The organism is Kaistella jeonii (assembly GCF_000812865.1).
In the GTDB taxonomy this organism is placed as follows: domain Bacteria; phylum Bacteroidota; class Bacteroidia; order Flavobacteriales; family Weeksellaceae; genus Kaistella; species Kaistella jeonii.
Window position 1 is genome coordinate 171,905 of the sequence record NZ_JSYL01000003.1, and the last position, 20,970, is coordinate 192,874.

Here is a 20,970-nt window from a genome sequence, read left to right on the forward strand (position 1 = left end):
ATTTATCAAAATTATAAAGTTTATGTCGTAGATGAACCCAATACCAAATTTACAGTTGCAGAAAGTAATGCGATTGTAAATTTTGTGAAAAATGGAGGTTGACTTTCATGATCATTGATCATACAATGATTGATAGAAATAGAGATGGATGGGATTCTCCTGCAATATGGAATGATTTAATGACAAATAATACGGTGATGTCAAATCCTTTCGGAATTACTTTTGACCTTAAAAATATATCGGGAACTTATACAAACCTTGCAAACCAACCAGCAAATCCTCTTCTGCACGGGACTGCTGGAAATCCTTCGCAGATTCAACTTTCCAATGGAACTACGATGACTTTTGATCCTACGAAAAATTCTTCGGTAAAAGGTTGAATGTTTACTACAGAAACTTCTGGCAACACGAATACACTTGTTTCAATGGCAAATTATGGAGCGGGAAAAGTTGTCGCTCTTGGTGACAGTTCGATTCCCGATGATGGAAGCGGAAATTCAGGAAATACACTTTTATAACGGTTATACAGGAGAAGCGAATGGAAGTCACAAACCTTTATTACTCAACGCTGTAATTTGGCTGGCTTTATCCAGTAATTTAAATATTCCAAATGTTTCGACCTTAGAATTTATTTTTTATCCGAATCCGAGTTCAGATTTCCTTTATTTTAAAGGATATACTGGGAAAAATATAGAATACTCAATTATTGATGCTTCAGAAAGAATGATTTCAAAATCTGTTACTAATTGAAATCAGGTTGATGTTAGAAATCTTTCTAACGGGATTTATGTTTTAATCCTTAATATAGAAGGTCGGACGAAAACAGTGCGATTTATGAAAAATTAGTTTTACTGAAACCTACACAAACACTTAGCTTTTTACAATTATAGAAATGGAATTTAAATATACTTCAAAATGTTTTTAGATTCCATTTCCTTTTTATAGTTTTGCACTCGAATACTTCACGAGGAAAAATTTGAACTGATTGCAACCTCCATAAAAAATTGCTAAAACAGAATTTCTATTTTAGTTTCTTTTGTAATCACTTCGTTTTTCTTTAAAATTAATTTTTTAAAAAACAAAAGAAATATGTCATATTTATTTACGTCTGAATCTGTATCAGAAGGACATCCTGATAAAATCGCGGATCAAATATCTGATGCGCTCATCGATAATTTTCTTGCAAATGATCCCAATTCAAAAGTTGCGTGTGAAACATTAGTTACAACCGGACAAGTAGTTTTGGCGGGAGAAGTAAAATCTACTGCTTATCTTGATGTACAGGATATTGCCAGAAAAGTGATCAACGGAATTGGTTATACCAAAGGAGAATACATGTTTAATGGTGATTCTTGTGGGGTAATTTCTTGTATCCATGAGCAGTCTTCCGATATTAATCAAGGTGTTGACCGGAATTCAGCAACTGATGATTTTGAAACTAAAGCAAACAGTCAGGGAGCAGGAGATCAGGGAATGATGTTTGGTTACGCAACCAACGAAACCGATAATTATATGCCATTAGCATTGGATCTTGCTCATACTATTCTTAAAGAATTGGCGATTTTAAGAAGAGAAAATGATGCGATCAAATATCTTCGTCCAGACGCGAAATCTCAGGTTACCATCGAATATTCTGATGATCATAAACCCGTAAGAATCGATTCTATCGTAGTTTCTACTCAACATGATGAGTTTGGAAGCGATGAAGCAATGTCAGCAAAAATCGAAAAAGACATGATCGAAATTTTGATTCCAAAAGTAAAAGCGAATCAAAAGAAAGATATTCAAGATCTTTTCAACGATAAGATCAAATACCACATTAATCCAACCGGGAAATTTGTGATCGGTGGTCCACACGGAGATACAGGTTTAACAGGTCGTAAAATTATCGTAGATACCTACGGTGGAAAAGGTGCACACGGTGGTGGAGCTTTCTCTGGAAAAGATCCTTCTAAAGTTGATAGAAGTGCAGCTTATGCAGTTCGTCATATTGCCAAAAACCTGGTTGCTGCAGGAGTTGCAGACGAAATTTTGGTTCAGGTTTCTTACGCGATCGGTGTTGCTGAACCTTGTGGTTTGTATATCAATACTTACGGAACTTCAAAACTGGATATCAATGACGGTGAACTTTCTGAAAGAATTAAGAAGATTTTCGATTTGAGACCATACGCAATTGAGCAAAATCTGAAATTGAGAAATCCTATTTATCAGGAAACTGCTTCTTATGGACACATGGGAAGAGAACCTTATATTGCTGATAAAACTTTCAGAAAAGCAAATGGAGAAGATCTGGTTATAAAAGATTTAGAATTTTTCACCTGGGAAAAACTAGATAAAGTCGATGAAATTAAAAAAGAATTTGGACTTTAATTTTCTTAAAATAATTAAACTGCTTTATCCAAAACGATAAAGCAGTTTTTTTTTAACTTTACGCACAGAATAAATTTCCCCTATGAAGAAAATTCTTTTTTTCTCCCTTTTTCTAATGATGTTTTCCACGAGTTTTGTCAAGGCACAATATACCATGCACAAAATGATTCATGTCGGTTACGCCTATCAAAATCAGAGTTTTGGTGAGGTAGGCGGTCGTTTGCTTTTCCTGAAAACAGATGATGTTATTTACAGAATCGGTGCTTCTGCTTTGATGGGAGTTGCGAACAGTGAGTTTGCCATTATGCCGAAATTTCAAGGAGATATTTTAATTAATTTTGAAAGAAACGTCGATTTATATCATTCCTATTATTTTTTAGCAGGAGCAGAAGTTACTACCAAATACGCCGCTCCAAAAATTGGCGTCACGCTTTTTGGACTTATTGATTTAACCGCAGGTTACGCTTTCCCAATTGATAAAAAGGGAATAAATGGGAAAGAATTAAAGGGTTTGAATATTAATTTTACTCTCAACATACCGCTTGTTTTATTGCGTGATTTAACGAAAAAGTAAATTTTTTGTAAATATTTAAAATATTTTAACAGAGTATTAACTTTTTTACTACTTTTACCACTCCAACAAAAACAGTTCTATCGATTAAAACTATACTTCTTTAAAAGAAACCGAAATCAAAAGCCCGAATAAAATATTTGGTGTAATACTCGGGGTAAAAAACAGAAGTGAGTTATGACGACACAAACAGATAGCTGGTTAATCTCTGAATTTAGGAACGGAAACGAACGAACACTTCCTATTTTGATCAAGAGACATCAAAAAGATCTTTTTTCCTTTATATTCTTTAAGTTGATGGATGAAGATCTGGCCAACGATATTTTCCAGGATACTTTTATGAAAATTATTGTCACTTTGAAAGAGGGGCGATATAATGAAGAAGGTAAATTTATCCTTTGGGCAAAAAGAATTGCATATAATCTAATTATTGACCATTTCCGGTTGAAATCTAAACATGTGAAAGTTTCTGAAACGACTTATGAAAATGATGAGTTTTCAATATTCGATTTAATTTCAGAAAAAGAAGAAAACATTGAGGAGCGATTAATTAGTCAGCAAATTCAGGAAGATCTCATGAAGATGCTGGTTTATTTACCTGAAAATCAACAAGAAGTGATCAAATTACGCTTTTTTGATGGTTTAAGTTTCAAAGAAATTGCAGATCAAACCGATACAAGTATCAATACAACATTGGGAAGAGTTCGTTATGCCTTGATCAATTTGCGAAAAATAATGGAAGAACATAAGATTATTTTAACTCGTTCATAATAATTAAATTAAAGTTTCGTTTTTAGGGAAATAAAAGTTTCGCCTATGAAAAAAAATGACACTTTAAACGAAAACCTTTTGAAACCAAAAAGACAAACAATCGATTTTCTCTTGAGTTATTCCAAAAGTATTGCAGTTTTGAAAACCAGAACTAAAAATCAGATTGTTTCCCAAAATTAACCTTAATTTATTTAAATTTGTGCTGTATGAAAATTCAGCACATTTTTTTTGACCTCGACAATACTTTATGGGATCACCGCAGAAATGCCTATCTCACTTTGAAAGAAATCTTTAAGAAAGAACAGGTATCGGAAAGATACAATCTTGATTTTGAAGAATTCCACACCGAATATTTTACAATCAACGAAAGGCTTTGGGAGCAAATTCGTGATGGAGAAATCGATAAGGAATATCTGCGTGAACATCGTTTTTACGATACTTTCGTCTTTTTCGGAATTGATGATTTTGAACTTTCTCAAACCTTCGAAACTCAATTCCTCGATGAGATTCTGAATTATAATGATTTGGTAGAAGGTGCCTTTGAAATCTTAGAATATCTTTCCGAGAAAAAATATAAACTCCATATTCTTTCGAATGGTTTTAAGGAAGTTACTTTTAAAAAATGTGAACTTTCGGGAATCAAGAATTATTTTCAAACCATCACAAGTGCCGATGAAATTAACATCCGCAAACCACAACCCGAAGTTTATGATTACGCTTTAAAAAAAGCTGAGGCAAAAATTGAAGAATCAATGATGATTGGCGACGACTGGATCGCTGATGTTGAAGGCGGAAAATCTTTTGGTTTAAAAGTAGTTTTCTTTGATGTTTTTAATGATAATTTCGAAGCAGAAGACGTGAAAGTCATCAAAAAATTAAAAGAGCTTAAAGACTTTTTATAAAAAAAAACGGCACCTTTCGGCACCGTCTTCCTTTTTCCATCTTTTGTGTTTATTTGGAAAATTATTTACTGAATTTTAAAGTTTACAGCGTTCCAGTATTTTCATAAAACCTCCTGTAATTTCCATAATTACTATTTTGGTTTGGAATCTGATCAGATATTTCAGTTCTAATTGCATTATCTACCTCTTTAATATCTTTGGGCAAATGCTAATATTGGAAATGCAACTTGCTACGGATAATAATTTCCTTATAATAATTATAAGTTTTAATGATAGGCAAATATGAGAAAATGGTTCGCGGAAAGCGCTAACCTTAAGGTTAGTCTTTTTGTAAAGACAATAATTATAATTATGTAATTAATTGAAAATCAATATTATTGACTTGTAAATAAAAATATGAATCTATTTTCATATTTATTTTGGGATTTTTTCTTTAAAAAGAGAAAAATACAAGTATTTAAAAATGGAGGAAAAAATTTATTTTTTTGACAGTTTTGCCAATATATCTTTTCGGTTTTTAATATCTAAAATTGCATAGATGTTTCTCAGGTGATACTTCACCGTCGCCTCTGTGATCGAAAGTTTTTCCGCAATTTCTTTGTTCGATAATCCTTCCGAAACCATTTGCAAAAGTTCTTTTTGTCGCCTATTGAGTTGGGAAGAATTTAAAATATCATTTTCCATCTGATTTTGGGAAAATTGCATGGTAGAATAAAGTTTTAATTCTTCCTTGATTCTTTTTATTTCATCTTCAAAAACAATCGTTTCTTTCTTATGCAATTTCGATCTGCGAAAATAGTAGATTCCTAAGATCATCAATAATAAACCCAGGAAAAAAGCTAAAAGTATAAATAGGAAACGAGAACTTTTTTCCGATTCATTTTCTTCTTCCAAAGAAGTCTGGTTTTTCAAATGCATTTCCGAGAGGTTGTGATCTCGGTTATACTTCAAATTCAAAGAGTCTAATCTTGCGCCATATAAAAATACCTTCTGCTGGTTATTTTTACCTACATAAATATTCTTAATCTCCTCTGTGGCGTAAATTTTATATTTAATGATTTTGCAGGAGTCGGCAAGTGTCATGACATCTTCATATACTTGATCAACTTTGTCGAAAATTTTTAGTTTGGCGTAAAGTTGCATTTGCTTTACCATTACAACAGGTTGATTGCAGGTTGAATTTTTTTTCAAAATTCCCAGAGCTTCTAAATATTGTAATTCCGCGACACGATAATTTTTTTTCAAATAATTAATATAACCGATTTGCATGATTATATATGCTTTATCGGTCAATTTTAAATTGACATATTTTTTTTCGGTAATATTTTTGATGATTTTTTCGGCTGAATCATAATCACGATTATCGAAGTACGTAAAAGCCATTTCCGCAGCAATATTCATCTTCAAAGAATCATTAGTGCTTAGATTTTCCGCTGCTTTCTGGGATTTTTTCAAGTAGTTGATGGAACTACCATAATCATCGATGCTTCTAAAAGTAGTTGCCAACAACAAATTTATTTTTGCCTGTTCCTCCATAGTGCAATTTTCCTCCTCCAACAGTTTCATTAGCTGTTTCTGGGAGGTTAAATGTTTGCCGACTCTGTTGTTTTGCTGAACTTCCTTTTCAATTTCTTTTAGATTTAAATGCTGCGAATTTAAAATTCCAAAAAAAAAGATAAAAAATATAAGTGATTTATTCATGAGGGTTTAAGGAAAATGTGAACTTAATTTTATAAATTTTTCACGAAAATAACTTTACTTTTATTAGAAAATTAGCTCTAATCCTGAAGAAAAATTGGGATCAAACACCCAGACTTTCCCGAACCTTGGCCAGAGTTTGCGCTGCGATAGCTTTCGTTTTTACTGCGCCTTCATTCAATTTCTCCTCTAATTCTGGTAAATTATTCATGTAATAATTGAAGAGTTCTCTTTCTTTTGAGAATCGAGTCAAAATTAAATTCAACAATTCCGTTTTAGCGTGACCGTACCCAAAATTCCCACCTAAATATTTTTCTCTTAAAACTGCGGTTTGTTCCGGAGTTCCAATCAATTCATATAATGCAAAAACTTTGTCGGTTGCAGGATCTTTCGCTTCTTCCAAAGATTTAGAATCCGTTTCGATTCCCATAACTTGCTTTTTCAGTTCTTTTTCCGTTAAGAAAATATTAATGATATTTCCTCTTGATTTCGACATTTTCTGCCCATCAGTTCCGGGAACATATTTTGTGTCTTCCTGCAACTCTGCTTTTGGCAGCACGAAAACTTCACCCATTTGATGATTAAATCTCGCACCAATATCTCGCGCCATTTCTAAATGCTGCAACTGATCTTTCCCAACAGGAACTACTTCTGCATTATACAGTAAAATATCTGCAGCCATCAAAACCGGATACGTAAATAATCCTGCGTTTACATCGTCTAAACGATCTGCTTTATCTTTAAATGAATGCGCTAAGGTTAATCTTTGATAAGGAAAGAAACACGACAAATACCAGGATAGTTCGCAAACTTCTGCAATATCACTTTGTCTGTAAAAAAAAGTTTTCTCAGTATCTAAACCGCAAGCAATCCATGCTGCAGCAGTTTCATAAGTGTTTTGTTTAAGAACTTTGGCATCTTTAATCAAGGTTAAAGAGTGCAAATTTGCGATAAACAAAAATGATTCGTTTTCTGCTTTTTTCGAAAGTTCGATGGCAGGGATGATCGCACCAAGTAAATTTCCTAAATGTGGAGTTCCTGTTGCTTGGATTCCCGTAAGTATTCTGGACATTTTGTAATCTGATTTGGCGCAAAAATACGAAACAAATGCTTCTTTGCCAACCAAGTTCACTTTCTTTAAAGAACTTTTTTAACTTTGGTCAGTGTTTCTATCATTTTTCTTTGGCGACGATTCCTTTTCTTGAGGGAATAAATTTTCTTAGTGATAAAAGCAACTAAAAGCAAACTTACTAAAGCAGTAATGATTTGGTACAGTCTAAACTGTTTGTTGGTCAAAGTATTAGTATTTTGCTCCTCCAAACTCTGGGTGTCCAGATATCTATTGAGAGATTTCAGTTCGTTCTGCTCCAAAGTTTTTTGAACTGCGAGATATTTATTATTATAATTCTGAAATTTCTCAAAATTATTGAGAACCAAGTTATTATCGGCGATCAGTTTATAAAGTCCTTCGTTTAGAACCAGATCTCCCACTGGCAAAGCCATTTCTTCTGCCAGATAAAGCGTCTGGAGCGAAGAAGAATAATCCTGCGTCAAAAATAAAGTTTCACCTTTTCCCTTTAATGAGTAAGCTTCCAGACTTTTTGCCTTTGCAATTTTTGCGTAATCCTCCGACTTGTCAAAATTTTCTGAAGCTTGTTTCAACTGAGATAAGTCGATGTAACAGTAACCAATATTGTAGTAAATGATGCTTAAGTTTGCAGCAGATTTTCGGTCTAAACTGAGTTTTTGAAAATTGACTGCCGCCATTTTAAATTTCTCCAAAGCCAGATCAGGATTCGACTGATTGCGGTAAATCATGCCTCGAACCGCATAATTAAATCCCGCATTGAAAAGGCGGTCTTTATCATTCGCCTCTAATTGTTCAGTCAATTGAAGCGACTGATCCAAGGTTTCCAGCGCTTTGCCATACAGTTCCATTTGTTGGTATTGAACAGCAACTGAATTCAGAATTTTAATTTTCGTCGTCGGTAAAGCTTCTTTGTTAATAAGATCTGCAGCCTTTAATATATAAAAGAGAGAACTGTCATTATTTCTTTTCGCGATGTAAGCATTAGAAAGCAACATGTAAAGATGTGCAACTTCATCAACTTTCTTTTCTTCTTTAAGCAACTTCAATGCGATTGAAATGGTTTCATCAGGTTGTTCATAAATAACCGAATACGCCCTTTTTCTCAAGGAATCATTATTTTTTTGAGCTGTAAAATTTACAGACCAGAATAGAAAAAACAGAAAAGAAATTTTAAATAATCTCATGTTTAGTCTTTTCGTAAAGTTTGCATGTATTCTTGCGGCGACATTCCCGTAACTGATTTAAAAATATTGGTAAAAGCACTGTGAGAAGTAAATCCACCAATTTCGGCGATGTAGCTTATTTTATATTGCAGGTAAGAGCGGTCTTCAGATAATAATTGAATCACGTGTTTTATACGCAGCTCATTGATATAAGTATTAAAGTTTTTGTCTTTATATTTATTGATGATCTCTGAAACATATTTCGTGTTGGTTTCCAGATGAGCCGATAAAATTGCCAGTGACATCTTGTTATCCAGATATTTTTTAGATTCTTCAAACTGTTGCAAACCTTCCAGAATTTCGTTTTCGGTTTGCTTTGGAATAAGCAGTTGCTTTTTCGACGGATCTTTTTCCTTGATTTTTTCTACAATGATTTCGCTCGGAATATTAAGCGATTCGAAAAATTTAATCTGTCTCGCAAGTGTTTTGTCTTTTTGAATTTCTCTTACGTAGAGGTAAATAAAAACGGCGAGAATCATGAGCGAGATTCCAACGAAATAGAGTAGTTGTGTGGTCTTTTTCTGTTTTATTAACTTATTATTATCAGAATTTAGTTCGGTGCTGAGTTGGATGAGATCCCGTCGTGCTTCCTTTTTTTGAGCTTCTAAAAATTTACTGCTTTCACTCAGCTTTTTCTTATAAATTCCATACTCGTCATTTTTTTTGATGACGAGATAATTTTTGGTTAAATCTGCGTAAATACTATTTTTTAAAGGCTCGTAACCAATTTGCTCGATGGGCAATAAAGCATCCTGTAAACATGCAGCGGCTTCCTCATATTTTTGATCTTCAAAATACAAGCTGGCCCGAAATTGCTGGGTTAAAGAGCGAAGATAAACTGCTCGTGGAAATTTATCTAAACTTTTCAGTAGTTCATCTGCGACCTTCCAAGCTTCTTTTATTTGGCCTTTTTCTGATAAAATTCGTGCAGTAAGTAATTCATTTTCCTTTAAAATTAAGTCGAAGGTAATCCCAATATTTTTAGCAAATTCTGAACTTTGATTTAAGCTTTTCTGTGCTTTGTCTAATTCTTGGAGTGCAATGAAATTTTTAGCTTGTAACTGAAAAAGCTGCGCAAATAAAACATCGTCTTTTTCCGGATTTTTAGATTTACTTTTTCCAGAAACTAAGGGTGAAATTATTTTAGAGGTTTGTTCATAAAGATTTAAATGATAAAATTCCCGCGAGATCACCAAACTTCTGAGTAAGTTCTGATGAGAATTGCGCAGATCTGATTTTTCAAAAGCGCTGCGAACAGATTCCAGATAATCGCCTTTCAACAGATAAGCTTTCGTCAAAATATCTTTGATGATGGTTTGATCTCCTTCGTCCCGAATTTCTTTAGCAGCACGAATGGCAACATCTGGATTTTCGTATAATTTGATAAAACTGTTTTGCACGCGCAATTTCAGATCTGATGAACTTTGTGCCCACAGAATACCCGAACTTGAAAGAACGATAAAGAATATTGTCCAGAAATTACGCATCACGCAAAAATACTCAATTTTGAACTTAAATTAATTTTTAATACAGCGTTTGTAAATGATTTTTGGTCTAATTAAAAAGCATTTAATCATCGAAAATTACGTGCATTCTAATTGTTGGCTCTGAAAATTAGCAGTACGCTGATTCGATAACGTTTTGATTATCAATATTTATAAAACTCAATATTTTTGAAATTCATGAATTATGCAACAGCATTTTTATAAGTGGGAGTAATTTTGTTTTAAATTTGAAATAATCAAAAATAAAAAAGATATTATGAAAAATTTTTACGTTGCAGCTCTTTTCTTTGTAGGGTTGAATGTTGCGCAAGCACAAGTTTATGACACTGGAGAATATGCACAGATGACTGATGTTTCAAATACAGGTGTTGCTGTAGGAAATGTGTATAATGCTTATCAGGTAAAATGGACTGAAGGTGAAGGTTCTGTCAATATCGGGGAATTAACGAGTGGGGATTTTATTTCTGGTTGGACGAATGTTTCTTCAGACGGAAAATATATTTCGGGAACCATGACCAATCCAGCAAATGGATTAGATGAAATGGGTCGTTTCAATGTTCTTACTAATACATGGACTTTTCTCGGTGGTCTTAATGCCGTGTCATCTCCCACATTAAGTACAGCTTGGGGAATGTCAGATGATGGTTCAGCCGTAGTTGGTTTAGGTTATGTAAGTGTTTCTGTAGGACATGCAATTAAGTGGTCTCAATCTACAGGAATAGTTGATCTGGGAAGTACGGTGACAAGCAGAAGTTCACGAGCGAATTCTATTAATTCAGATGGAACTGTTGTTGTTGGATGGCAGGATAATGAGTACGGCGACAGAGAAGGTGTTTACTGGAAAAATGGCGTTCAAATCGCTTTAAAAGATGAAAATAACCTTCCTACAGGAGAAGCTGTTGTCGTGACACCAGATGGTAATACCATTGCTGGCTTTACGCTTGACAATCCTTTTGTTTGGAATGTTACTGATGGATATACAAAAATAACGCATCCAAATCCTGATTACAGTGGTGGAGCATCAGGTATTACCGATGATGGTAAAACCGTAATCGGATATTTCAGACCATTTGGTCCTGCACTTTTGGGTGAAGGTTTTATTTACACCAAAGAAACGGGCCGCGTTAACCTCAATGATTATGTTGCAAGTTTAGGTTTAGATGATATGGGAATGAATTTTTCTCTTCCCTTAGGAATTTCACCAAACGGTAAATATATTGTTGGAATTGGTGTTGCAAATGATGAAGCAAGAGGCTTCGTGATCAAACTTCCTACTGCTCTTGGAACAAGTGCCGTAAATACTACCAAAGTTGCAGTTTATCCAAATCCGGTACAGAATATTTTACATTTAACAAAGGCTGATAAAGTGTCGGGTGTAGAAATTTATAATATGGTCGGACAGAAAATTCTTTCTGCTGATAAAGTTTCGAAAGATGGTTTAGATGTTTCTAAATTGACAAAAGGTGCTTATCTTTTGAAAGTAAAAACAGAAACGCAGTCTGAAACGATTAAATTGCTTAAAAAATAAGCAGTCGATAATATCACAAAAAAATATCCGCCAATTAAGTTTGGCGGATATTTTTTTATATATATAATTAGATTTTTAAGGAATGGTGATCTTCTCGCCGCCAAATTTGGGTTCTACGCCAAACAAAAAATCCCAGAAAACTTTTACGCGCGCCAGATATTCGCGAAGATTGGTTTTTAAACCAGCATATTGATTCACGTCTTCTGCGTTGTAACCAAAAGCTTCGATACCGTTTTTTTGAGCCAGATAGACCGCTCGTTCGTTATGGAAACGCTGAGAAATAATAATAAATGATTGTTGCCCGAAAATCTCTTTTGCCCGAACGACAGAATCCAAAGTTCTAAATCCGGCAAAATCTTCAAAGATTTTCTCGGCTGGAATTCCCTGTTTGATGAGTTCTATCTTCATGTCTTCCGGCTCATTGTAGTTTTTTTGGGAATTGTCTCCGCTCACAATGATATTTTTAATTTTCCCTGCTTTATAAAGTTCAACTGCCGCAGTAATTCTATTGAAAAAGTAGGCATTTGGCTTTCCACTTGCCAGAGTTTTGCTTGTTCCTAATAAAAGTCCGGTTTTTTCTTTTGGTAAGTTGCCGAGATTGGAAGTTACCTGATCTTCGGTTTCACTATCGATGGTGAAATTGCACCAGTAAGTAAAAATCCCTACAATTAGGAACACAAAAAAGGCGACCAATACAAAGATTTTTATTTTTTTCATGAATGGTAATTCGTAAACAAAATTTGATTTCGAAGCGATAATCTGCAGCCCAACCTGAGTGGAGCTCTTTTTTATTGGTAACTGAGCGAAGTCGAATGCACCGATAAAAAAAGCGGGAACGGAGGGTGGAAAAAGCTGCCCAAATAAATCTTAAAAATCAAATCCGTTTGGAAATGCTTTCTTTCTAAAGATGATCAATAAAGCTGCTCCAACGGTAATCGCAGAATCGGCAACATTAAAAATATATTTAAAGAATTCGATGTGTTTTCCGCCAATTACTGGCCAGCTTTCAGGAACATTCCAGTCTACCAAAGGGAAATGAAGCATGTCGACAACGCAACCTTTCATAAAAGTAGAATAACCGCTTCCGAATGCAACCACTTTGGAAACTCCGCCGTAGTCGATCCATCTTTCAATACTTTCGTCGTAAACGGTTCCGCTGTCGAAGATCATTCCGTAGAACATTCCATCGATCAGATTACCGATTGCTCCGGCGAAAATAATCGCCATTGGAATCATGAGATAATTCGATTGCCCTTCTTTGAGCCATTTTCTAAAAAGATAGATCATAAAACCGATGAGCGCGATTCGTACGATCACCAGAAAATATTTTCCAAGCAGACCGCCGAAATGAAATCCATAAGCCATGCCTGGATTTTCAACAAAAGTCAATTTAAATCCCGGAAAAACTGGAGTGCTTTCGCCAAGATTGAAATGGGTTTTAATATAAAATTTCGAAGCTTGATCGATAAATAAAATGATAAAAGTAATTAATGCTATTTTCTTCATTATTCGCCGCTCTTTGGTTTGTCTTTGAAATTTCTTACCGGTTTATCTTTTTTTACCGCAGTTTTTGTTAAAAAAGGTTGCGTTTTGGTATTTCTGGTGTGAAATTTTTCATATCTGATTCCCATGTCTTTCATCACATCTTTTAATGCGTTCAGTTCCATTTGATTTTTGGGATGTACAATTAATGCTTCCATTTAAATTATTTTTTTGAGAGTTCGTCGAGTCGTTTTTGATCTTCTCTGGAAAGATCGTTCACTCCGTTTTTCCCCATTTTGCTGAGGATTTTGTCAATTTCGTTTTCGCGGTCTTTCTTGTCAGAATTATACTGATCGTCCATCGTGTAATTTTTTTCTTTATTGGGAATGATCTTTTCTTTGATATCCTTTCGAAAAAAATAGGCGAAAACAACTGCGACTGCGAGTAAAATAAGGACTGTATTCATGAATTTAAAATATAAATGCACAAAGTATAGGGTATAGAAATATACTTTATACTTTGCACATTATTTCATTTTAAGAAGGTAGATTACCGTTGCATATTCTTCGCTTCGATGCTTAATGTTGCGTGAGGAACAGCTCTCAATCGGTCTTTACCAATGAGTTTTCCTGTTGATCTGCAAATTCCGTACGTTTTATTTTCGATGCGGATCAACGCATTTTTCAACTCGCGCAAGAATTTCTCCTGTCTTCCGGCCAAAATTGCGTTCTGCTCTTTGCTCAATGTTTCTGCGCCTTCTTCAAAAGCTTTGAAAGTAGGTGAAGTATCATCTGTACCGTTATTTTGATCGTTGATAAAGCTCTCTCTAACCAGAAACAGATCTCTTTCTGCTTTTACTATTTTCGCCTGTATGAGTTCTTTAAATTCAACCAGATCGGCGTCGCTGTATCGTTGTCTTTCTTCTGACATAGTTTTTTATTTTTTTAGTAATTAGTTATAATCTGTTAAAAAGAAATTATGAATAGGTCTAATTTCCAGATGTTGCTAATTTATTAATGTATACTTTGAATTTTTTCTCTTCGATTTCGATTTCCTCAAAATTCGAAAGTGAAATTACAATTTCTATTTGATTCGACAATACTTCTTCTGAAATATATGTACTGTTGTTCAGAATTTCTTTTTCGAAGGGTGAATTTTCTTCCAATTGAATTGAAATTCTGTCAGTTAGCTCAAAATCTTTATCCTTTCTTAAATTCTGAATTCTATTGATAAATTCTCTCGCAATTCCTTCTGCTTTTAATTCGTCGGTCAATGTCAAATCGAGTGCCACAGTCATTTTTCCTTCATTTGCAACCGTCCAGCCTGGAATATCTTTCGTGAAAATTTCAACATCTTCCAAAGAAATTTCATGACCCTGAAGTTGCATTTTTCCTTCTTTTTCTAAAGTGGAGATCTGTTCCGCGGTAAAATTGATGATTTCACCTGCAACCATTTTCATATCTTTTCCAAGTCGAACTCCTAAAGTTTTAAAGTTCGGTTTGATCTGTTTCACGATGAGGTGAGAAGCTTCGTCTGCATTAATCAACTGAAGTTCCTTTACATTAACTTCCTGTTTGATCAAGTCAGAAACTGCTAATATTTGATTTTGAGTTTTCGAATCCATCACTGGAATCATCACTTTTTGCAAAGGTTGACGCACCCGGATATTTTCCTTTTTTCTCAAAGAAAATACCATTGAAGTGATTTGTTGCGCCAAATGCGTTTTTTCTACTAGATCCTGATCGATCAAACTTTCGTCTGCTTTCGGGAAATCCGTCAAGTGAACAGATTCTGCGGTATTTTTACCTGTAATTTTATTCAGATCCTGATATAATTGATCCATAAAGAATGGCGCGATCGGAGCTGCAATTTTTGCAATCGTTTCTAAACACGTATATAAAGTTTGGTAAGCAGAAATCTTGTCATCTGAGTAATCGCCTTTCCAGAATCTTCGTCTGCAAAGTCTTACATACCAGTTGCTTAAATTGTCATTTACGAAGTTATTAATGGCTCTTGCAACTTTCGTAGGTTCGTAATCGTTATAAAATTCGGTCACTTCTTTCACTAATAAATTCAGTTCAGATAAAACCCAACGGTCAATTTCCGGCCGGTTTTCGATATCTTTTTCTGAATAATTAAATCCATCAACATTAGCATAAAGCACGAAGAAAGAATACGTGTTATAAAGCGTTCCGAAGAATTTCCGGCGTACTTCATCAATTCCTTCTAAGTCAAATTTTAAATTCTCCCACGGATTTGCGTTGGAGATCATATACCAACGCGTCGCATCGGGACCATATTTATCTAAAGTCGTGAAAGGATCAACTGCGTTTCCTAGACGTTTGGACATTTTCTGGCCGTTTTTATCCAAAACTAAACCGTTCGACATTACATTTTTGTAAGCCACAGAATCGAAAACTGCAGTTCCAATCGCATGAAGCGTGTAAAACCAACCTCGAGTTTGATCAACACCTTCCGCAATAAAATCTGCCGGGAACGCTTTTCTTTCGTCGATCATTTCCTTGTTTTCGAATGGATAATGGAGTTGCGCATAAGGCATCGAACCCGAATCAAACCAAACATCGATCAGATCTGATTCTCTGTTCATCGGTTTTCCTGAAGCGGAAACCAAAATAATTTCATCCACAATATTTTTATGCAAATCTATTTTCGCATAATTTTCTTTCGACATATTTCCGGATTCAAATTCAGCGAAAGGATTTTCGGTCATAAAACCTGCATCCATCGATTTCTGAATTTCGTTCATCAATTCTTCTACAGAACCAATGATTATTTCTTCTTTTAAATCTTCTGTACGCCAAATTGGCAAAGGAATTCCCCAATATCTGGAGCGGGAAAGATTCCAGTCGTTTACGTTAACGAGCCAGTTTGCAAATCGACCTTCACCTGTGGATTTTGGTTTCCAGTTGATGGTTTCGTTCAATTCTACCAAACGATCTTTTACCGCAGTCATTTTCACAAACCACGAATCCAATGGATAATATAAAACTGGTTTATCGGTTCTCCAACAATGCGGGTAACTGTGAACATATTTCTCTACTTTAAAGGCTTTATTTTCTGTTTTTAAAAGAATCGCCAAATCGACATCCCAAGATTTCTCAGGTGCAGTTCCTTCGTCGTAATATTCGTTTTTAATATATTTTCCGGCAAAAAGTTCCGGTACATTTTCTCCTTTCAAAAATTTTCCCTGCAAATCAACCAAAGGAACGAGGTTTTCGTTTTCGTCTCTGATCAACATGGGCGGAATTCCATTTTCTTTTCCAACACGCGCATCATCTGCACCAAAAGTCGGCGCGATATGCACGATTCCTGTTCCGTCTTCTGTGGTAACAAAATCTCCGATGATCACACGAAATGCTTTTTCTGCATTTTCAGCAGGCAAAAACCAAGGAATTAATTGTTCGTATTCGGTTCCGGCTAGATCTGCGCCTGTAAATTCATATAAAATTTGATAAGGAATATTTTTTTCGTCGGCTTTATAATTTCCAAAATCTTCCTCAGTTCCTAGAAAATACTTTTTACCGAAATTTCTCTCCAGAAGAACTTTTGCCAAAATAACATTGATCGGTTCGAATGTATATTTGTTAAAAGTTTTCACCAAAACATATTCGATATCTCTTCCAACTGCTAAAGCCGTATTTGAGGGCAAAGTCCAGGGTGTTGTCGTCCAGGCTAGGAAATAAACATCAGCTTGAGATTGCTTAGTGTCAAATTCTTCCCAATGCAATGCGCCGCCACAAGTATTTTCTGCAATTTCAGAACTGTCAATTTTGGAAACAGGATAAGCGATCGCTGATAATTTTTTCCGGGTCTCACTCGCATTTTCAGGAGCTTGTTTTAATTTAAACTGCGCAACAACTGTCGTGTCAGAAACATCACGATAAGTTCCGGGCTGATTCAATTCGTGAGAAGACAAACCAGTTCCTGCTGCAGGCGAATACGGTTGAATTGTGTACCCTTTGTACAATAAATCTTTGGTGTACAATTGTTTCAAAAGCCACCAAACCGTTTCCATATATTTCGGTTCGTACGTAATATACGGATCTTCCAGATCTACCCAATAACCAATTTTTTCTGTCAGATCATTCCAAACATCAGTGTAACGCATTACGGCATTACGACAAGCTTGGTTGTAATCTTCAACAGAAATTTTCTTACCGATATCTTCTTTTGTAATTCCTAATTCTTTCTCAACTCCCAATTCTATTGGTAATCCGTGCGTGTCCCAACCTGCTTTTCTGAAAACCTGTTTTCCTTGCTGTGTTTGGTAGCGACAAAAAATATCTTTCAAAGCTCTCGCCATGACGTGGTGAATTCCGGGCATTCCGTTCGCAGAAGGCGGACCTTCATAGAATACATATTCGGGTTGTCCGTTACGAATTTCTACAGATTTTTTAAAAGTTTCGTTTTGATTCCAAAACTGCGTGATATTTTCGGCAACCGCCGCTAAGTCGAGATTTTTATATTCGGTAAACTTCTTCATTTTCAATCAGTTTAACAGGAATTACCCTATTTAATTAAGTTTGCGAATATAAGGAATTTTCGGGAAATTTTTTGAATTGAAATGAAGGTTATTCTTCGCGTTTCCGTTTAAATGTCTGCAGAATAAAATAGGTAGAAAACCCAAGGATGAAACTGGAAACAATTGCCAAAATAAAACTTCCAACCACGTATTGTAAAAGATGAGATTTTGCAAATTCAAAATCTATATTCTGATATTCAAAACTATTGGTTTCGCCTACAAAAGGTGCTCCAACGATCATCGATAGAAAAATAATGAACGGAATAAAAAGTGGAAAACTCACATGAGTACTCATATAAGACAAAACTTTATTGAGTTTAAAAAACGAGGCTAAGAATAGAACAATCACCATATGAAATCCCCAAAGTGGAGTTAATCCTATAAAAACTCCCAATGCAACGGATTTCGCTTTTACCTCATTGCTGCCTTCACTTTCCAAAATATTTTCTTTCAGGAATCTTTTGAAACCTTTTTTGCGAAAATAACGGTAGAATACTTTCTGACTTTGGACGGTATTTTTAATAAAATTTTTCAAGAAGATCCTTCTTTTTGTCAAAGGTAAGAGTTTTCAGATTTTAAAAGTTGTAACAGATTAAAGTGTAAAATTCAGAAAAAAGCCACTATTAAAAAAAAACTTCTACTTTTGCAAAAATTTCGAGGATGTCAAAAAATTTAGTGATCGTAGAATCGCCTGCAAAAGCAAAAACTATTCAGAAGTATTTGGGAAAGGATTTCGAAGTGAAATCCAGTTTCGGACATATCCGCGATTTGCCCAAAAAAGGAATGGGAATCGATTTGGAAACGTTCACTCCAGATTATGAAGTTTCTGCCGATAAAAAGAAACTTGTAGCCGATTTAAAAGCTGCAGTAAAAAAAGCAGATATGATCTGGTTGGCCTCTGATGAGGATCGCGAAGGTGAAGCAATTGCTTGGCATTTATCCCAGGAATTAAAATTGACCGATGACAATACCAAACGAATTGTTTTCCACGAGATCACCAAAACTGCGATTTTAAAAGCAATTGAAAATCCAAGGAAGATTGATCAAAATCTGGTAAATGCGCAACAGGCAAGAAGAATTCTTGATAGAATTGTAGGTTTCGAAATGTCGCCCGTTCTCTGGAAAAAAGTAAAAACAGGTCTTTCTGCAGGTAGAGTTCAATCTGTGGCAGTGCGATTGGTCGTAGAAAGAGAATTAGAAATCAGAGGTTTTCAGCCAAAATCTTCTTATAAAGTAGAAGGTATTTTCTTAAATAATGGTGATCAGGAAATCGCAGCAAAACTCAAAAAAGATTTTGTAAAAGAATCGGAAGCTGAAGAGTTTTTGAAACTTTCCAAAGATACCGAATTCAAAGTTTTAAATGTAGAAACAAAACCTGGAACGAGAACTGCTTCGGCACCGTTTACAACTTCAACTTTACAGCAGGAAGCGAGTAATAGATTGGGTTACGGCGTAACCGGAACGATGAGAGTTGCGCAACGCTTATATGAAGAAGGTTTCATTACTTATATGAGAACCGACTCCGTGAATCTTTCTCAAGATGCAATTAATGGTGCAAAAGAACAGATCATTTCAGAATTTGGAGAAGATTATTCTAATCCACGAAATTATAAGACTAAATCTGCATCTGCGCAGGAAGCTCACGAAGCGATCCGTCCCACAGATTTTTCTGTAAAAAGAATTGGTGATGAGCAACTGAATAAATTATATCAATTAATTTATAAAAGAACCTTAGCTTCTCAAATGACGAATGCTAAAATTGAAAAGACCGTTATCGAAATTGGTAGCGCAAAACTTCCACAACATTTTGAAGCGCAAGGTGAAGTTATAGTTTTTGATGGTTTCTTAAAGGTTTATGGAATTGTAAAAGCAGAAGATGACGATGAAGAAAACGACGAAAAATTATTGCCGAAAGTTTCTGTTGGAGAAAATTTAGACTACAAAAAAATAGAAGCAACCCAGAAATTCACGCGACCATCTGCAAGATATACAGAAGCTGGTTTGGTAAAAAAACTGGAAGAGCTCGGTATTGGAAGACCTTCAACTTATGCACCAACTATTCAAACGATTCAGAATCGCGAGTATGTTGATAAGAAAGAAATTATTCCGCAGGAAAGAGAGATCATGAAGATGACGCTTGGAAAAAGCGAAATTAAAAAAGAAATTCTCATTGATAAGTTCGGCGGCGATAAAAATAAATTTGTTCCGACCGATATTGGTGAAGTTGTAAATGATTTCTTAACGCAAAATTTCGCTGAGATCCTGGATTATGGATTTACAGCAAAAGTAGAGCAGGATTTTGACCACATCGCAAACGGTGAGGAAAAATGGAAAGAAGTTTTGCAGGGATTTTATAAAGATTTCCACCCAAGGATTGCTGATGTAGAAGAAAATGCGGACCGTGCAAATGGAGAGAGAATTTTAGGAGTTGATCCGAAAAGTGGTAAAAATATTTTGGTAAGAATCGGAAGATTTGGACCGATGGTTCAGATCGGAGAACAGGATGATGAAGAAAAACCAATCTTCGCCAGTTTAATGGCTTCCCAAAATATTGCAACCATTACTTTAGAAGAAGCTTTGGAATTGTTTAAAATTCCTTTTGATTTAAAGAATTTTGAAGATCAGACGGTAACGATCGGAGTTGGAAGGTTTGGGCCTTATGTGAAATGGGGAGAAGCTTTCATCAGTATTCCGAGAGGTGAAGATCCACTTTCTATTACCCAGGAAAGAGCCGAAGAAATCATCAAGGAAAAGAAAGTTGCAGACGCACCAATTGCTAGTTTTAAAGGCGAACCTGTAACAAAAGGAACTGGGAGATTTGGGCCGTTTATTAAATATCAGTCTATTTTTATCAATGTTCCAAAACGATATGATTTTGAAAATCTTTCCCAAAACGACATTAATGAATTGATCGAAGCGAAGTTAGAAAAAGAGGCGAATCGCTATATCCAGCATTGGGAAACTGAAAAAATTTCTATTGAAAACGCAAGATGGGGTCCGATTGTAAAACATGGAAAGAATATTTTTAAAATTCCAAAAAATCTGAAAGAGGAAAAATATACGCCGGAAGAATTGGCAGATGTTTCTTTGGATGAGGTAAAAAAATGGATTACGGCGCAAGATAAGAATGCCTTTAAAGAAAAACCAAAAAAAGCTGCTGCAAAGAAACCTGCTGCTAAAAAAGTACCGGTAAAAAAAGCAGTTGCTAAAAAGAAATAGAATAGTAATTACTTCTAAAATTTTGAATCTTCAAATGCTTTGTCATTTGAAGATTTTTTTTAAAATTG

21 protein-coding genes and 1 pseudogene are annotated in these 20,970 nt (G+C 35.0%); 11 read left to right on the forward strand and 11 right to left on the reverse strand.

Annotated elements, in window-relative coordinates; genetic code table 11:
- The first annotated feature begins 107 nt into the window (after positions 1-107).
- The 9 genes and pseudogenes from OA86_RS15295 to OA86_RS07300 all read left to right on the forward strand — a co-directional run bounded on the left by OA86_RS15295 (position 108) and on the right by OA86_RS07300 (position 4,614).
- The gene (locus OA86_RS15295) at positions 108-380 is read left to right on the forward strand and encodes a hypothetical protein (RefSeq protein ID WP_052257433.1); all 273 of its coding nucleotides are present in this window, start codon (positions 108-110) and stop codon (positions 378-380) included.
- Positions 381-518, forward strand: a complete 138-nt coding sequence (locus OA86_RS15665; protein ID WP_156127375.1) for a hypothetical protein — start codon at positions 381-383, stop codon at positions 516-518.
- Positions 481-750, forward strand: coding sequence for a hypothetical protein (locus OA86_RS15300; RefSeq protein WP_126340479.1), 270 nt, complete (start codon positions 481-483; stop codon positions 748-750). Before OA86_RS15665 ends, OA86_RS15300 begins: the two co-directional genes overlap by 38 nt.
- Positions 751-762: 12 nt before the next feature.
- Positions 763-846 (forward strand): annotated as a pseudogene (locus tag OA86_RS16175) (hypothetical protein); the annotation flags it as partial.
- Between the two features lie 243 nt (positions 847-1,089).
- Complete coding sequence (gene metK / locus OA86_RS07285) at positions 1,090-2,370, forward strand: methionine adenosyltransferase (protein WP_039351080.1); 1,281 nt, start codon at positions 1,090-1,092, stop codon at positions 2,368-2,370.
- An 82-nt stretch (positions 2,371-2,452) separates the two neighbouring features.
- Positions 2,453-2,944, forward strand: a complete 492-nt coding sequence (locus OA86_RS07290; RefSeq protein ID WP_039351084.1) for a hypothetical protein — start codon at positions 2,453-2,455, stop codon at positions 2,942-2,944.
- A 174-nt stretch (positions 2,945-3,118) separates the two neighbouring features.
- Positions 3,119-3,712 (forward strand): RNA polymerase sigma factor, encoded by a 594-nt coding sequence (locus tag OA86_RS07295; protein WP_039351086.1) that lies wholly within the window; start codon positions 3,119-3,121, stop codon positions 3,710-3,712.
- A 45-nt stretch (positions 3,713-3,757) separates the two neighbouring features.
- Complete coding sequence (locus OA86_RS15975) at positions 3,758-3,892, forward strand: hypothetical protein (RefSeq protein ID WP_260241760.1); 135 nt, start codon at positions 3,758-3,760, stop codon at positions 3,890-3,892.
- Positions 3,893-3,918: 26 nt separating this feature from the next.
- Entirely contained in the window at positions 3,919-4,614 is a 696-nt protein-coding gene (locus tag OA86_RS07300; RefSeq protein WP_039351089.1) for a YjjG family noncanonical pyrimidine nucleotidase, read from the forward strand.
- A gap of 477 nt (positions 4,615-5,091) precedes the next feature.
- Here the strand turns inward: OA86_RS07300 and OA86_RS15305 are convergent, their stop codons facing one another.
- From OA86_RS15305 to OA86_RS07320, 4 genes are all read right to left on the reverse strand, one after another.
- Positions 5,092-6,315 (reverse strand): LuxR C-terminal-related transcriptional regulator, encoded by a 1,224-nt coding sequence (locus OA86_RS15305; protein ID WP_052257435.1) that lies wholly within the window; start codon positions 6,313-6,315, stop codon positions 5,092-5,094.
- A gap of 100 nt (positions 6,316-6,415) precedes the next feature.
- A complete protein-coding gene (gene trpS, locus OA86_RS07310; protein ID WP_039351092.1) occupies positions 6,416-7,384 on the reverse strand; it encodes a tryptophan--tRNA ligase in 969 nt (322 codons plus the stop codon).
- 65 nt (positions 7,385-7,449) lie between these two features.
- Positions 7,450-8,586: a tetratricopeptide repeat protein gene (locus OA86_RS07315; protein WP_039351096.1), complete on the reverse strand. Its 1,137-nt coding sequence runs from the start codon at positions 8,584-8,586 to the stop codon at positions 7,450-7,452.
- Positions 8,587-8,588: 2 nt separating this feature from the next.
- Positions 8,589-10,112 carry a helix-turn-helix domain-containing protein gene (locus tag OA86_RS07320; protein ID WP_039351099.1) on the reverse strand — a complete coding sequence of 508 codons (1,524 nt, stop codon included), beginning with the start codon at positions 10,110-10,112 and terminating at the stop codon, positions 8,589-8,591.
- Positions 10,113-10,386: 274 nt separating this feature from the next.
- On the opposite strand from OA86_RS07320, the gene OA86_RS07325 reads away from it, so the two are divergent.
- Positions 10,387-11,658 carry a T9SS type A sorting domain-containing protein gene (locus tag OA86_RS07325; protein WP_039351102.1) on the forward strand — a complete coding sequence of 424 codons (1,272 nt, stop codon included), beginning with the start codon at positions 10,387-10,389 and terminating at the stop codon, positions 11,656-11,658.
- Between the two features lie 75 nt (positions 11,659-11,733).
- Here OA86_RS07325 and OA86_RS07330 read toward each other — a convergent pair whose 3' ends face one another.
- From OA86_RS07330 to OA86_RS07360, 7 genes are all read right to left on the reverse strand, one after another.
- Positions 11,734-12,375, reverse strand: coding sequence for a SanA/YdcF family protein (locus tag OA86_RS07330; protein ID WP_039351104.1), 642 nt, complete (start codon positions 12,373-12,375; stop codon positions 11,734-11,736).
- Between the two features lie 150 nt (positions 12,376-12,525).
- Positions 12,526-13,164: a lipoprotein signal peptidase gene (locus OA86_RS07335; protein WP_039351107.1), complete on the reverse strand. Its 639-nt coding sequence runs from the start codon at positions 13,162-13,164 to the stop codon at positions 12,526-12,528.
- The gene (locus OA86_RS07340; protein ID WP_039351108.1) at positions 13,164-13,358 is read right to left on the reverse strand and encodes a DUF2683 family protein; all 195 of its coding nucleotides are present in this window, start codon (positions 13,356-13,358) and stop codon (positions 13,164-13,166) included. The genes OA86_RS07335 and OA86_RS07340 overlap by 1 nt, the downstream gene beginning before the upstream one ends.
- 5 nt (positions 13,359-13,363) lie before the next feature.
- On the reverse strand, positions 13,364-13,606 hold the full coding sequence (locus OA86_RS07345; protein WP_039351110.1) for a DUF6576 domain-containing protein: 243 nt from the start codon (positions 13,604-13,606) through the stop codon (positions 13,364-13,366).
- Positions 13,607-13,689: 83 nt separating this feature from the next.
- Complete coding sequence (locus OA86_RS07350; RefSeq protein ID WP_039351112.1) at positions 13,690-14,070, reverse strand: TraR/DksA family transcriptional regulator; 381 nt, start codon at positions 14,068-14,070, stop codon at positions 13,690-13,692.
- Between the two features lie 58 nt (positions 14,071-14,128).
- Positions 14,129-17,644: an isoleucine--tRNA ligase gene (gene ileS / locus OA86_RS07355; RefSeq protein ID WP_039351114.1), complete on the reverse strand. Its 3,516-nt coding sequence runs from the start codon at positions 17,642-17,644 to the stop codon at positions 14,129-14,131.
- 88 nt (positions 17,645-17,732) lie between these two features.
- The gene (locus OA86_RS07360) at positions 17,733-18,218 is read right to left on the reverse strand and encodes a DUF2062 domain-containing protein (protein ID WP_052257436.1); all 486 of its coding nucleotides are present in this window, start codon (positions 18,216-18,218) and stop codon (positions 17,733-17,735) included.
- Between the two features lie 125 nt (positions 18,219-18,343).
- On the opposite strand from OA86_RS07360, the gene topA reads away from it, so the two are divergent.
- Positions 18,344-20,902, forward strand: coding sequence for a type I DNA topoisomerase (gene topA / locus OA86_RS07365; RefSeq protein ID WP_039351117.1), 2,559 nt, complete (start codon positions 18,344-18,346; stop codon positions 20,900-20,902).
- Positions 20,903-20,970: the final 68 nt, after the last annotated feature.

Coding starts and splice junctions, on each gene's coding strand:
- OA86_RS07325 (WP_039351102.1), top strand. CDS start 10,387: ATGAAAAATTTTTACGTTGCAGCTCTTTTCTTTGTAGGGTTGAATGTT.
- topA (WP_039351117.1), top strand. CDS start 18,344: ATGTCAAAAAATTTAGTGATCGTAGAATCGCCTGCAAAAGCAAAAACT.
- OA86_RS15300 (WP_126340479.1), top strand. CDS start 481: ATGATGGAAGCGGAAATTCAGGAAATACACTTTTATAACGGTTATACA.
- OA86_RS07340 (WP_039351108.1), bottom strand. CDS start 13,358: ATGGAAGCATTAATTGTACATCCCAAAAATCAAATGGAACTGAACGCA.
- trpS (WP_039351092.1), bottom strand. CDS start 7,384: ATGTCCAGAATACTTACGGGAATCCAAGCAACAGGAACTCCACATTTA.
- OA86_RS07350 (WP_039351112.1), bottom strand. CDS start 14,070: ATGTCAGAAGAAAGACAACGATACAGCGACGCCGATCTGGTTGAATTT.
- ileS (WP_039351114.1), bottom strand. CDS start 17,644: ATGAAGAAGTTTACCGAATATAAAAATCTCGACTTAGCGGCGGTTGCC.
- metK (WP_039351080.1), top strand. CDS start 1,090: ATGTCATATTTATTTACGTCTGAATCTGTATCAGAAGGACATCCTGAT.
- OA86_RS15295 (WP_052257433.1), top strand. CDS start 108: ATGATCATTGATCATACAATGATTGATAGAAATAGAGATGGATGGGAT.
- OA86_RS07345 (WP_039351110.1), bottom strand. CDS start 13,606: ATGAATACAGTCCTTATTTTACTCGCAGTCGCAGTTGTTTTCGCCTAT.
- OA86_RS15305 (WP_052257435.1), bottom strand. CDS start 6,315: ATGAATAAATCACTTATATTTTTTATCTTTTTTTTTGGAATTTTAAAT.
- OA86_RS07300 (WP_039351089.1), top strand. CDS start 3,919: ATGAAAATTCAGCACATTTTTTTTGACCTCGACAATACTTTATGGGAT.
- OA86_RS07295 (WP_039351086.1), top strand. CDS start 3,119: ATGACGACACAAACAGATAGCTGGTTAATCTCTGAATTTAGGAACGGA.
- OA86_RS07315 (WP_039351096.1), bottom strand. CDS start 8,586: ATGAGATTATTTAAAATTTCTTTTCTGTTTTTTCTATTCTGGTCTGTA.
- OA86_RS07320 (WP_039351099.1), bottom strand. CDS start 10,112: ATGCGTAATTTCTGGACAATATTCTTTATCGTTCTTTCAAGTTCGGGT.
- OA86_RS07290 (WP_039351084.1), top strand. CDS start 2,453: ATGAAGAAAATTCTTTTTTTCTCCCTTTTTCTAATGATGTTTTCCACG.
- OA86_RS07330 (WP_039351104.1), bottom strand. CDS start 12,375: ATGAAAAAAATAAAAATCTTTGTATTGGTCGCCTTTTTTGTGTTCCTA.
- OA86_RS07335 (WP_039351107.1), bottom strand. CDS start 13,164: ATGAAGAAAATAGCATTAATTACTTTTATCATTTTATTTATCGATCAA.
- OA86_RS15665 (WP_156127375.1), top strand. CDS start 381: ATGTTTACTACAGAAACTTCTGGCAACACGAATACACTTGTTTCAATG.
- OA86_RS15975 (WP_260241760.1), top strand. CDS start 3,758: ATGAAAAAAAATGACACTTTAAACGAAAACCTTTTGAAACCAAAAAGA.